10 protein-coding genes and 1 pseudogene are annotated in these 11,734 nt (G+C 71.6%); 3 read left to right on the top strand and 8 right to left on the bottom strand.

Annotated elements, in window-relative coordinates:
• Nucleotides 1-2,416 (bottom strand): hypothetical protein (locus VF794_RS39690; RefSeq protein ID WP_331118906.1); only part of this gene is annotated, 2,416 nt, incomplete at its 3' end.
• Between the two features lie 44 nt (nt 2,417-2,460).
• The gene (locus tag VF794_RS39685) at nt 2,461-3,162 is read right to left on the bottom strand and encodes an expansin EXLX1 family cellulose-binding protein (RefSeq protein ID WP_331118904.1); all 702 of its coding nucleotides are present in this window, start codon (nt 3,160-3,162) and stop codon (nt 2,461-2,463) included.
• 121 nt (nt 3,163-3,283) lie between these two features.
• On the opposite strand from VF794_RS39685, the gene VF794_RS39680 reads away from it, so the two are divergent.
• Both VF794_RS39680 and VF794_RS39675 read left to right on the top strand, forming a co-directional pair.
• A complete protein-coding gene (locus VF794_RS39680; RefSeq protein WP_331118902.1) occupies nt 3,284-3,589 on the top strand; it encodes a hypothetical protein in 306 nt (101 codons plus the stop codon).
• Between the two features lie 37 nt (nt 3,590-3,626).
• Nucleotides 3,627-4,655: a stage II sporulation protein M gene (locus VF794_RS39675; protein ID WP_331118900.1), complete on the top strand. Its 1,029-nt coding sequence runs from the start codon at nt 3,627-3,629 to the stop codon at nt 4,653-4,655.
• On the opposite strand, the gene VF794_RS39670 is transcribed toward VF794_RS39675, so the two are convergent.
• The 6 genes from VF794_RS39670 to VF794_RS39645 are packed head-to-tail and all read right to left on the bottom strand — an operon-like array spanning nt 4,633 to nt 11,306.
• Nucleotides 4,633-5,940: a DUF58 domain-containing protein gene (locus tag VF794_RS39670; RefSeq protein WP_331118898.1), complete on the bottom strand. Its 1,308-nt coding sequence runs from the start codon at nt 5,938-5,940 to the stop codon at nt 4,633-4,635. The two genes, VF794_RS39675 and VF794_RS39670, sit on opposite strands and share 23 nt — an antisense overlap.
• Complete coding sequence (locus VF794_RS39665) at nt 5,937-6,938, bottom strand: MoxR family ATPase (RefSeq protein ID WP_331118896.1); 1,002 nt, start codon at nt 6,936-6,938, stop codon at nt 5,937-5,939. The genes VF794_RS39670 and VF794_RS39665 overlap by 4 nt, the downstream gene beginning before the upstream one ends.
• Entirely contained in the window at nt 6,935-8,230 is a 1,296-nt protein-coding gene (locus VF794_RS39660; protein WP_331118894.1) for a DUF4350 domain-containing protein, read from the bottom strand. Before VF794_RS39660 ends, VF794_RS39665 begins: the two co-directional genes overlap by 4 nt.
• Nucleotides 8,223-10,094 (bottom strand): DUF4129 domain-containing protein, encoded by a 1,872-nt coding sequence (locus tag VF794_RS39655; protein ID WP_331118892.1) that lies wholly within the window; start codon nt 10,092-10,094, stop codon nt 8,223-8,225. Before VF794_RS39655 ends, VF794_RS39660 begins: the two co-directional genes overlap by 8 nt.
• On the bottom strand, nt 10,095-10,367 hold the full coding sequence (locus tag VF794_RS39650) for a hypothetical protein (RefSeq protein ID WP_331118891.1): 273 nt from the start codon (nt 10,365-10,367) through the stop codon (nt 10,095-10,097). It lies immediately after the preceding gene.
• Nucleotides 10,368-10,415: 48 nt separating this feature from the next.
• A complete protein-coding gene (locus tag VF794_RS39645; protein WP_331118889.1) occupies nt 10,416-11,306 on the bottom strand; it encodes a phosphate ABC transporter substrate-binding protein in 891 nt (296 codons plus the stop codon).
• A gap of 133 nt (nt 11,307-11,439) precedes the next feature.
• Between VF794_RS39645 and VF794_RS39640 the strand changes: the two are divergent.
• Nucleotides 11,440-11,734, top strand: a pseudogene (locus tag VF794_RS39640) (hypothetical protein); the annotation flags it as partial.

Raw genomic sequence — 11,734 nt, 5'->3', positions numbered from 1 at the left:
CGAAGCGGAACACCTCCGCCAGCTCGCCGGTCGGGTGGAAGCCCACCGTCAGTCGCAGCGGTTCCGGCGGGAAGTAGTAGCGCTCGTGGAGGGCCGGGTGCAGCGTCTCCGGCGCCACCTGGAACGAGTAGAAGAGCCGCTTGTCTCCCGCCATCTCCTGGTAGGCCAGCAGCGTCTCCTCGGAGAGCGCGACGCCCGAGTTGTAGATCTCTCCCGGGGCGTCCTCCCCCTGCTTCGCGGCGTCCTCCAGCGAGTCGCGCACCGCCTGCTCCAGGGCCCGCATCGCCCCCGTCAGGTCTCCCGCCTTCAGCGCCGCGCGCGCCTCGGCCTCGGCCGGGTAGGGCACCTGCACGGGGAGCGGCGCGCCCACGAAGACCATCCAGGGATGCGCCAGGGAGGGGTTCCCCCGCCGCTGTCGCTCCCGCGCGAGCATCGCATCCGCCTTCGCCCGCGCCGCCCCGGAGCGCGCCGTGCCCCGAGCGCTCTCGTTGATGCGATCCGCGATGGCCACCTTCGAGTTGCCGAACACGTCGTCCTCGATGGTGATGATCAGCGGCGCCGGGCCGTACGAGACGAATACGCCCGCCTCCAGGCCCTCGCCCCGGCCGCGCGCCAGCGCCGACTCCTTGTCGCGCAGCAGGAGGGGCCGCAGACCGGGCCGGGCCGTCTGGAGCTTGCGCTCGTACTCCTCCTCGATGGCCGTCAGGGCCGCTTCCACCTGCTCGCGGGAGACGGCCTGGGCCAGGCGCTTCTCGTAGGACACCAGGTGGCTCCGGATGTCCCTGGCCAGCTCCACCAACCGATCCACCGTCCCGCTCAGCGAGAGCGCGTCTCCCAGCAGGTTGTTGACCGAGACGCCCCCCTTGTCCGCGAGATGCACCATGCCCCCGTAGTGCGCCTTCGCCGACATGAGGATGGGCAGATAGAACTCCCGCCGGAGGAAGTCCGCCATCGCCGCCCCGCCGAGCAGCTGCGTGCGTCGGGTGAAGTCCTTCATGTCCACGAAGAGGTGCGCCACGGGGGCGCTCACCGCGGAGCGCAGCAGGGGCCCGGGGCGCGTGGAGAGCCGATAGAGCCGGCCCGCCTGATACTCCGCCTCCAGCCCGCCCTCCACCTCGTCGCCGGTGCGCGGGTTCAGCATGCGCCGTGGCGAGAACAGCGCGCGCTCCAGCCACAGGTCACAGACGAAGGCGGTGGCGGCCTGGGCATAGCGGGCATGGGCCCCGGAGCGCGAGAGCCCGGTGGCCGAGGCTGGCGCCTTGGGCGTGTACTCCTTGAAGATGGTGGCCAGGTTGTCCAGAGCCTCGGCCGAGGGGCCCTTGAGCGTCTCCGCGTGGCCCCGGAGGTCCTTCACCCACTGCTTGCGTGCCTTCTCGTCGCCCAGGAGGGCCGTCAGCGTGGCGGGGCGCAGGGCGAGCTCCCGCAGGGATTGCGTCAGGGTCGACTTGAAGCCGCCTCCCTCGCCCAGCCGCACCGCGTGCACCAGTCCCTCGCGCAGGGCGCCCAGGCCCACCGCCAGCTCGGCCCGGCGCGCCACCGCGTCGTCGCCCGCGATCGCCTGCTCCAGCGTGGCCCGCACCGTCTCCACGGGCAGCCCGCCAGGGTACTGCGCCACCAGCTTCTCCGCGTCGGGGACTCCGGCCAGCAGCTCGCAGCCGTAGAGCAGGGAGCCGCCCGTCAGCAGCAGCTTGCCGCCTCCCATCACCGCCATGGGTCCCAGTGCCGACTCGATGCGCGTGGCGAGCTCCTCGGGGGCCTGCGCCTCGCGCAGCGCGCGCTCCACGCCCAGCCGCAGGGCCAGGTACACCCCGGTGGTCGCGGCCGTGAGGATCTGACGCTGCACCGAGTGTGGCAGCTCCAGCGAGCGCACGGCGCCCTCGAGGCCGGGGAGCTGCGAGGACAGCATCAGCGCCACCAGGGCCGGGGTCTCCTCGCGCCCACGTGACTCCTTCATCTCCCCGAAGGCGCGCCGCATCAGCTCGATGACCAGGGCCACCAGCGAGCGGCCTCCTCCTCCGGGCCCCAGCCAGGCCGCCATCACCGCGCCCGTCAGCAGGGGGTGGGTGAGCGTGGCCAGGTCCGCGACGGCGCGCGTGTCCGGCCCACCCGTGGCGGGGGACAGTGTCACGGGCAGCGGGGGCAGGTTGGAGTACTCCTCCACCAGCAGGAAGCGGTCGAACTCCCCCGTGCTGACGAGGTCCCTGTGCCGCGACAGCAGCATCATCGCGAGCTGGCGCACGCCCATGGGGAAGAGCGCCGCGGCCTCCGGGGTGAGGTGGAAGGGCAGCCGGAGGTCCGCCAGCGACACCCCCAGCGAGAAGCGCAGCCGACTGGCCTCCAGGCGAAGCATTTCGCCCACGCGACCGTGGAGCTGGCCTACCAGCTCGAAACGGCGTTGCGCGATAGGTGACGGCATGGTCCCGACGTCGAGCTGGCCCATGCCGCGACTATTTCACTTCTTCAGTCGACCTTGAACTGGGCAGCACCGTCGTAGAACTTGTTGGAGGCCGCTCCGGGCAGGGTGTCCTCCAACGTCTGCCCGTCCGAGGCCGTCACGCGCACCTTGATGGGGCCGGTGCCCATGCCGCTGGGCTCGACGAAGTAGTTGTAGGGCTCGCGCTTCACCGGTACCCAGGCGTTGTTCTTCCAGTACTCGAGCTTCGTCACGGGCACACGGTGGTTGAGCACCTGGATGGCGGTCCACCACTGCGAGCTACCCTCCTTGAGGTGGTAGCGGATGGGGCCCTGCACGGCACACGTCACCAGCCGCCAGCGCACCTTCACGCGGCCGTCGATGGGGTTGGCGAGCTTCGCGAAGGCCTCGCGGCTCAAGTCCAGGTGGCCCTTGGTTTCGCAGTCGGGGCACGAGTCCACGATGCGCACGCGCAGGTTGCCCTTGGGCCCTTCGATCTCCACGCACGTGCCGCACACCGCGCCCGCCTGGTACTGGCCGATGTTCATCGCGGCCACGTCCATGTCCTGCGGGCTCGGAGCGAAGCTGCAATTGCCCGCGCCCGTCGCGTCGTAGAAGGTGATGAGGCCGTCCTGGTAATCGGCGAGGGCGCGCAGGGCATCGCCTGCATCGGTGGGACCACAGGCCGCCAACAGCGGCAGCAGGACCGTCGCGAACCAGCGGGCGGGAGCGGGCTTCGGGATGCGCATGCTTCTCCTCCAGTGGGGAAGGGGGCCGGGAGCATACCTTGTCCAACGGGACCGGCTCGGGCTCCAGTGGTGCCAGGTGACGCTCGATTGCCTGCTCCCAGGGGCTCCACTCGGAGGGGGAGTGGGCGAGGACCAGTGCATCACCGCGGGGGATGGCTCCGTGCGCGGCATCCTCGGCACCCAGGTGAAGCTTGGCGCGCTGTGCGCCCTCATGGGCGAGCTGGGCGAGAAGTTCCTCGGCTCGCGCGAGGGCGTGTTCGTCGTGGACCGCGAGCGGCGGTTCGTGCTCCACCCGGACCCGTCCTGGGTGGCGGCCCAGGAGGACTTCTCCAGATACGGCTTCTTCGCGGCGCTGAGCGGCAACGCCGCCTTCAACACGGACATGGTGGTCTCGTCGGATTTCCACGAAGGACGCCAGCCGCAATAGCCTTGGTCCTTCCCGGACTCGGCTAGAGTCGTCTCGTATGGAGATGCCCGAGTTCATCGAGGCGCGCCGGCCGCGCTGGGAGACGCTGGAGTCCCTGCTCGACAAGGCGGAGCGGCAGGGACTGCGCGCCCTGGAGCTGGAGGAGGCCCGCTCGCTGGGCAAGCTGTACCGCGCCGTCTCCAGCGACCTGCTGTGGGTGCGTGCGCGCAGCGGCTCGGCGGAGGTGAGCGGGTACCTCAATGACCTGGTGGGCCGGGCCTACGCGCTCACCTACCCGGGCCAGCGGCCCCGGTTCGCGGACGTATGGGGCTTCGTCGCTCGGGGCTTCCCGGTGTTGATGCGTCAGGAGTGGCGCATGTACACGGCGTCGGTGCTTCTGTTCCTGGCGGGCCTGGGCTTCGGCTACCTGGGCATGCTGGTGGACCCGGACGCCGCCCCCTACCTCGTCCCCGACCAGCACCTGGCGCTGGACCCCGTCAAGCGCGCCGCCGACGAGGCCGCGGGGCAGGGCATGTCCGTGCAGGATCAGGCCCAGTTCACCACCTTCCTCTTCACCCACAACATCCAGGTGGCGTTCCTGGCCTTCGCCCTGGGCATCACCGCCGGCGTGGGCACCGCGCTGATGCTCTTCTTCAACGGCCTGATGCTGGGGGCGCTCGCCCAGGTGTACACGGCCAAGGGCATGGCCGGCTGGTTCTGGGCGTGGATCCTCCCGCACGGCATTCCGGAGATCACCGCCATCTGCATCGCGGGCGCGGCGGGCTTCGTCATCGCCCGGGGGCAGGTGGCTCCGCGAGGGCTTCCCCGAGGCCTGGCGCTGCGCCAGGAGGCGGTGCGCGCGGTGAAGCTCCTCTTCGGCACGCTCGTGCTCTTCGTGCTCGCGGGCCTCATCGAGGGCACCATCTCGCAGATCCACCCGCCGAAGCTGTCAGTGGCCTTCAAGGTGTCCTTCGCCCTGGCCGTGGGCGTGGGCGTCTACGCGTACCTGGGCTCGGACTGGATGCGCGGGACACGGCAGCCCGAGGCGGATACGGACGGGGCGCCTACAGGACGCCGCGCGCCTTGATGTCCAGGTAGCGGTTGACCGCGGCGAGGCTCAGCTCATCCGGCTGCACGTCGAGCATCTGCACGCCCCCGGAACTCACCTTGGCCTTGAGGGACTCGCGGTCCGTGAGCAGCTCGCTGGCCACGGCTTGCTGGAAGGCCTGCTCGGGGCCGGCGGGCTCGGTGCGCAGCAGCTTCACCAGCGCCGTGTCCCTCACCGACAGGCACAAGGGTACGTGCCGCCGCGCCAGTCGGTGCAGCGGGGCCACCATCGTGGAGGCCTGCTCCTCGTCGAGGAAGTCCGTGAACACGCACAGCAGGCTGCGCCGCGTGAGGCGCACGTTCAGCTCCTTGAAGAGCGCCAGGTAGTCCACGTAGGTGAGGCTCGGCGTGGTGGAGTAGAGCGTGTCGAGGATCTTCCGGTACTGCGTGCGGCCCGCCGCCGGAGGCAGGTACGCCTTCACCCCGTCCGCGAACACCGCCAGCCCCACCCGGTCCCCGTTGCGCACCGCCACGAAGGCCAGGAAGAGCGCCGCGTTCACGGCGTGGTCCAGCTTCGTCAGCCCGTCCACCTGCGCCGCCATCGAGCGGCCCGCGTCCACGCAGATGAGGATGGACTGCGAGCGCTCGGACTCCATCACCCGCGTCACCGGCCTCGTGCGTCGCGCCGTGGCCTTCCAGTCCACCTCGCGCACCGAGTCACCCTGGGCGTAGTCGCGCAGGCGGGCGAACTCGCTGCCCCGTCCGTCCCGGCGCAGTTGCCGCAGGCCCAGGTTCACCAGGTCCAGCGCCGCGCCGGAGAGCAGCAGGCGGCTCGCGCCCCGCAGGTCCGGGAACACCGACACGCTCTGCGCCGCCGGGAAGTGCCGCTCGTGGAAGACGAGCCCCAGCGGCCCGCGCACCCGCACGTGGATGTCCCCGAAGCCGAACTTGCCGCGCTTCGCCGGGGACACCCGGTAGACCCAGCGCGTCTGGCTGTTGGCCGGCAGGTGCAGCGCGGCCTCCTCGGGCTCGGCGGTGAAGGACTCGGGGATGTCGTCGCGCACGCGCACGTCCACCGCCTGCCCGCTCCAGTGCATCAGCAGCAGCTCCACCTTGTTGGGTGCGCCCACGGAGAGGCGGGGCGGCAGCTTCCGGCTCACCTCCAGACGCACCCGCCGCGCCATCAGGAAGTCCGCCGCCGCCAGCCCCAGTGCCAGCACGTCCAGCACCAGCACCACCCCGCCGAAGCCCGGGAAGAATCCCGCGGCCATCATCGGCACGGCCAGCAGGCACAGCAGCACCCACAGGCGCCCGGTGGGAATCACCGGGGAACCTCGACGGACTGCACCACCTCGCGCAGCACGTCCGAGGGCGAGGCCCCATCCAGCTCCGCGTCCGGCGACAGCAGCAGGCGGTGCTTGAGCACCGGCCCCGCGAGGAAGCGCACGTCATCCGGGGTGACGAAGCCCCGGCCCCGCAGGGCCGCCAGCGCCTTCGCGGCCAGCAGCAGGTGCACGCCCGCGCGAGGGCCCGCCCCCAGGCGGATGCGGCTGGAGGTGCGCGTGGCCGCCACCAGCTTGCGGATGTACGCCAGCACCGGTGGCTCCACCGTCACCTCGTTGAGCGCCGCGCGCGCCGTCAGCAGTCCCTCCTTCGTCACCGCCGGACTCACGCCCGCCCGCGCCAGGTCGCCCGAGTCGAAGCCCCGGTGCACCGACTCCAGGATGGCGTCCTCCTCCTCGGGCGCCGGGTAGCCCACGTCGATCTTCAGCAGGAAGCGGTCCAGCTGCGCCTCGGGCAGCGGGTAGGTGCCCTCGGACTCCACCGGGTTCTGCGTGGCGAACACCGTGAAGAGGGGCGAGAGGGCCATGTTGCGGCCCTCCAGCGACACGCCGCGCTCCTGCATGGCCTCGAGCAGCGCGGACTGTGTCTTGGCGGGGGCCCGGTTGATCTCATCCGCCAGCAGCAGGTCGGTGAAGATGGGGCCGCGCACCAGGACGAAGGCCTGGCTCTTCAAGTCGAAGATGCTGGTGCCGAGGATGTCCGCGGGCATCAGGTCCGGGGTGAACTGGATGCGCTTGAAGTCCGCGCTGACGCCGCGCGCGAGCGCCTTGGCCATCAGCGTCTTGGCCACGCCCGGCACGCCCTCCAGCAGCACGTGGCCGCCGGCCAGCAGGCCGACGAGCATCAGCTCCAGGGGCTCGTCCTGGCCGACGACGGCCTTGCGCACCTCGGCGAGCACGCCCTCGCGGATGGCGTGGGCGGCGGCCACGGCGTTGCTGGTGGCGGCGGTGGGAGGGGGGGCGAAGGTGGGCAGGGTCATGAATCCTCGGCTGTCGAATCGGCGGGCGCGCTCGGGAGCGGCCCGGAAGGATGGATGCGGTTGCGCAGCGCGGCGGCGCGCGTGGCGAGCTGTTGGAGGGCGCTCTCGTCGGACACGGCCTCGGCGTTGCGCACCACGGCGCGCAGGCCGTTGGCCAGATCTTCCCGCCCGCGCGCGTCCAGTCCCTCGACCACGGCCCTGGTGGGGGCGTGGGCGGGCAGGCCCGCGTGCAGCGCCAGCTCCTGGGTGAGCCCTCGGGTGATGAGGCTGGCGGCGAAGCCGTGGTGACGGCCCTCGCGGTACAGGCGGCTCATGGCGAAGAGGGCGTCCGTGGCCCCCACGCGCACGGACTCGGGCGGCGGGCGTGGCCGGCCGAAGCGCTTGAGCGCCACCGCCCACAGGCACAGTCCCAGCAGCAACTGCCCCACCGCGAAGTGCAGGCCGTAGCGGCGGGCGAAGTCCACCACCGAGCGCTCGTTGGTGAAGCCGTGGTGGTGCTCGTCGAACTCATAGGGGCCGGAGCCCAGCGCGCCCAGGGCGCTCAGCCAGAACTGCGCGTTGTCCGCGCGCGCGAGCGCCTGGTTCATCGCCAGCTCCGGTGCGCCCAGCACCAGCACCTTGCCCGCGCCGTACGGCACCACCGCCGCCACCGTCAGGCCGAGGGGCTCGTCCACCAGCACCGGCACCGTGCCCTCCTGGGACAGCGTCAGGTAGGCCTGCACCTTCGCCTCCACGCGCTCCACGCCCAGCGTGTACGGGCTGGAGAGCGGTGGGAGGAGCGTGCGCATGGGCAGCGAGGTGTCCGCCTTGGTGAGCTTCACCCCCACCGCGTCCAGCAGCCGGTTCTCCTTCGAGCCCCAGGGCACATAGATGAGGGAGTGGCCGCCCTTGACGTGCTCCAGCAGCTTCTCCGTCTCACCCTCACTCAGCTCGGGCACGTGTAGCCGGTTGAGGCCGTGGCGGGGCACCTCCTCGTCCTCCAAACCCTCGTCCCGCTCGGCGGCGAGCGCCGTCTGGTCCGGGTCGTCCTCGCGGGCGTCCTCCACCTCCACCGCGAGCAGCACCAGCGAGCCCGTGCCCTGGGTGATTTGAAGGTCCGCGGTGCGCCGGACGGCGGGCAGGCCACTCTCCTGGGCCAGCAGGAAGAGGCCACGCGCCCCATCCGGCTGGGCCCGCCAGGTGGAGAGCGTGTCGGCGAAGCCACCCCGCGCCGCGCCCCGCACGAGCCACGTGCCCAGCAGGGCGGTGAGCAGCAGCCCGCCCACCATCAGCAGGGGGAAACGGTCACGCACCGACGGCCTCCGGGTTAGCGGGGGTGGACAGCATGGGCGAGCACAGCGCGCGGAAGTCCCGGTAGCCGGCCTCGCCCACCGGCAGGTTGCCGTACCAGGCGAAGTCGAAGCGTCGCGTCAGCTCGCGGAAGGGGGGCACCCACTCGCGGCGGCCCTTGAACTGGCGCAGGTAGTCCCAGTTGCTCAGCGTGGTGTCGTAGTGGATGACGCCCTCGCGGTGCAGGCGCGAGAGCAGGGCGAGGTACAGGCCGCGCACCGCCTCGCGGTACTCGCCCCGGGCGGCCAGCTCGTCGGCGAGGTGGGCCCAACCCTCGGGTGGGCGCGAGAGGGCGTTCATCGGGTCCGCCGCCAGCGTCGCCGCGTCCTGGGTGCTCACCTCCAGCCCCTCGCCCTCGCCGCCCGTCGGGTCCTTGCCGAGCGCCCGCAGCAGCACCAGCACGAGCACCACCAGCACTCCGGCGACGAGCACCACCACCAGCACGTTGGCCACGCCCTGGCCCGCGGACCCCGCGTCGGGCATCCGCTTCACCGGCTCCTCGTCCGAGCGCTTGAACAGCTTGTCCAGCCACTCCGCCAGCGACCGGAGGAAGCGCTCCCAGAGGCTCAGCTGCGCCGGGTCCTTCGTGCCCTCCTGCTTCGCCTCCTGGGGCTCGGGCACCTGGAACTCGGGGCGCGAGAGGATGTCCCGGGCGCGCGCCTGGGACGCCCGCGCGTCCGCCTGGGCCTTCTCCAGCGCGGCGGTCTGGTTCGCCAGGCTGACGCCCTGCTCGAGCCGGTCCAGGGCGCCGCAGTCCTCGCCCTCGTACACCTCGCGCTCCACGCCGCGCACGAGCCGCTGGAACTTCTGGGCCTCGGCCGGGCTCAGCGAGGCGAGCGTCCGCCGCCACGACTCCGTGTCCCCCTCCTCCAGCTCACAGTGGGTGGCGAGTCTCGACAGGCGCTCCTCCATGCCAACGGGCGTCATGGCCGCCTCGGTGTCCTGGGCCAGGGCCGGGGTGGCGAGCGGGCCGGAGACGAGGACGGCGAGCAACACGAGCGCCGCCTTCACGCCCTTGCCCGCCTTGGAGGGGAGCTGCTGCACCGCCGCCAGCAGGTCCAATCCCTCCTGGCGCACCCGCCCGTCCACCAGCAGCAGCGTGGAGGTGGCGGCGCGCAGGGGCTCGAAGAGGGTGAAGGTGGCGGCCACGAGGAAGACGACCCAGGGCCCGTTGTCCAGCGATGCGAAGCGCTCGGCGAAGGTGAGGTCGATGCCGATGAGCTTGCGGCCGATGTAGAGCAGGGCGTTGGCCCCGATGTGGAGGTTGAAGAAGACGAGGAGCTGCACGAGCAGCAGCAGGCGCACACCGGTGGCACTGCCGCGCGCCGGGCCGAGCATCCGCGAGCACACCCCGTACAGCCCCAGGGGGCTGCCCTTGCCCTGCATGGTGGCGGCGTAGCCCACCAGGTGCGCGGACAGGAAGAACCAGGCGAGGCCCAGCGAGACGCTGACCGACAGGAAGTTGAAGAGGAAGAGGTACGCCACGGCGCAGAGGAGGCTGGGGGCCCGGGCCAGCGCGGCGCGCAGCGAGGCCCAGGCGGCGGGCTCTCCAGCGCCCTTTCCGAGCAGCAGCTCCTGCACGTGGTGGCAGGCGGCACCCTGGAAGAGGCCGCGGGCGAACCAGGCCAGGGTGAAGCCCAGCGCCGGCAGGGCGAGGCTCCGGCGGTGGCTCACCGCGTCCGTCAGGTTCATCAGGGCGGCGGTGACGAGCGCCCCGCCGGGCAGGGTGAGGGCCCACACACCGGAGCTGCGCACGCAGACGCGCAGGCCCGCGTCGAGGATGGCTACCGCCCCCCGGGGGCGTAGTTCGAGCGCGGAGACGGCCATTCAGAGCTCCGACGCCACTTGGGCGAACAGCAGGACGAAGCCGTACACCACGGCGGCACCGATGAGGGCCAGCATCACGTTGCCCACGCTCCATTCCCGGCGCTCCGCCGGCCCCTCCAGCGCCTGGAGGCGTTTGCCCAGGCAACTGGCGCACCGGTTGATGCCCTCGAACTGTGTGGTGCACTCGCGGCAGATGACGCGGCGGCACTCCACGCAGATGCCGAGCCCGGTGCGCTCCGGGTGGTAATGGCAGCGGCCCGAGCCCTGGATCATGGGCCCAGCCTACGCAATCCCGGGCCGCGGGTGCCAGCGGCTCGGCGGCTACTTCACCGGGAAGTAGCCCGCGTCGGTGACGATCTTCTGTCCCTCGGGCGACAGGACGTAGTCGATGAAGGCCCGGGCGGTGCCGGTGGCCTGCCGGGGCAGGTAGAAGAAGAGGTCGCGCGCCAGCGGATAGGTGCCCTTCCGGATGTTCTCCGCGGTGGGGGCGATGGGCTCGGAGTGCGCGTCCTTCTTCACCTTCAGCTCCCGGACGCCCTTGGCGTAGGCGGCGCCGCCGTAACCGAGGCCATTGCGCTCCAGGGCCACCGCGTGCACCACCGCCGCCGTCCCGGGCAGCGTCTGGGCCCGCTCGGTGAAGTCCTCGCCCCCAAGCACCTCGTCCTTCACGAAGACGTAGGTGCCCGAGGAGTTCTCCCGCGAGTAGACGACGATGGGCTCGTCCTTGCCGCCCACGTCCCTCCAGCGGGTGAGGTCTCCCTGATAGATGGCCTTGAGCTGCGCGAGGGTGAGGCTGTCCACCGGGTTGGTCTCGTGGACATAGAAGGTGATGCCGTCGCGGGCCACGGGGAGCTCCACCGGGCCGGTGGGGTGGCGCTGGCGCACCTGCTCCTTCTCGGCGTCCTTGATGGGCCGGCTGGACATGGCGATGTCCGTGGTGCCGTTGATGAGCGCCGCGAAGCCCGTGCCCGAGCCGCCGCCCGTCACCTGGAGCTTCACGCCCGGGTGGCTCGCGATGAACTGCTCGGCCCAGCGCTGGCCGAGGACGACCATGGTGTCCGAGCCCTTCACCGTCAGCGTCACCTCGGGGCCCTTCGGAGCCTCGGCCCTCGGAGTGCCCGCATCGGCCCCGGCGGGCGCGGAGGGGCGCCTGCAGCCGGAGAGGAGGGTGAGGAGCGTGAGGGTGAGGAGCGAGAAGCGCGGCGTTCTCATGGGGGGACCATCCCATCACATCCAAGCTTGTCCACTCAGCGGACATGTGGGCACGGGCCTGCCCGGTGGCGTTGGCTTGATGCCCTTCGGGGCACGCTCCATGTTCACGAGGACGAGGTGTGAGGTGCACGCCATGTGGGGACGGCACGGCAGGCTGGCGGTGGCGATGACGCTCCTGGGGATGGGCAGCGCGCTCGCCGAGGAGCCGGGCCAGGGAGCGTTGGCCTGCTACCAGCGGGCGGAGGACGAGGTCTCCCTGACCACGGAGCAGGCGCTGCGACTGTGTCAGGGCGCCACGTCCCCGGCTCCCGCCGAGTGCTACGCCGAGGCCCGGGCCCCCACGACCTTCCTTTCCAGTGAGCAGGCCATCGCGCTCTGCCGCTGTTCGAGGAGCACGGAGCCGGTCTCCTGCTTCGATCGCGCGGATG

The sequence above is a fragment of the Archangium sp. genome (assembly GCF_036389735.1).
Classification (GTDB): Bacteria; Myxococcota; Myxococcia; order Myxococcales; family Myxococcaceae; genus Archangium.
The sequence above is the reverse complement of the archived record's forward strand: the minus strand, read 5'-3'. Positions and strand labels throughout refer to the sequence as shown.

What these genes read in the sequence shown, in the direction of transcription:
- VF794_RS39685 (WP_331118904.1), bottom strand. Translation starts at nt 3,162, where the DNA reads ATGCGCATCCCGAAGCCCGCTCCCGCCCGCTGGTTCGCGACGGTCCTG.
- VF794_RS39675 (WP_331118900.1), top strand. Translation starts at nt 3,627, where the DNA reads ATGGAGATGCCCGAGTTCATCGAGGCGCGCCGGCCGCGCTGGGAGACG.
- VF794_RS39655 (WP_331118892.1), bottom strand. Translation starts at nt 10,094, where the DNA reads ATGGCCGTCTCCGCGCTCGAACTACGCCCCCGGGGGGCGGTAGCCATC.
- VF794_RS39665 (WP_331118896.1), bottom strand. Translation starts at nt 6,938, where the DNA reads ATGACCCTGCCCACCTTCGCCCCCCCTCCCACCGCCGCCACCAGCAAC.
- VF794_RS39650 (WP_331118891.1), bottom strand. Translation starts at nt 10,367, where the DNA reads ATGATCCAGGGCTCGGGCCGCTGCCATTACCACCCGGAGCGCACCGGG.
- VF794_RS39645 (WP_331118889.1), bottom strand. Translation starts at nt 11,306, where the DNA reads ATGAGAACGCCGCGCTTCTCGCTCCTCACCCTCACGCTCCTCACCCTC.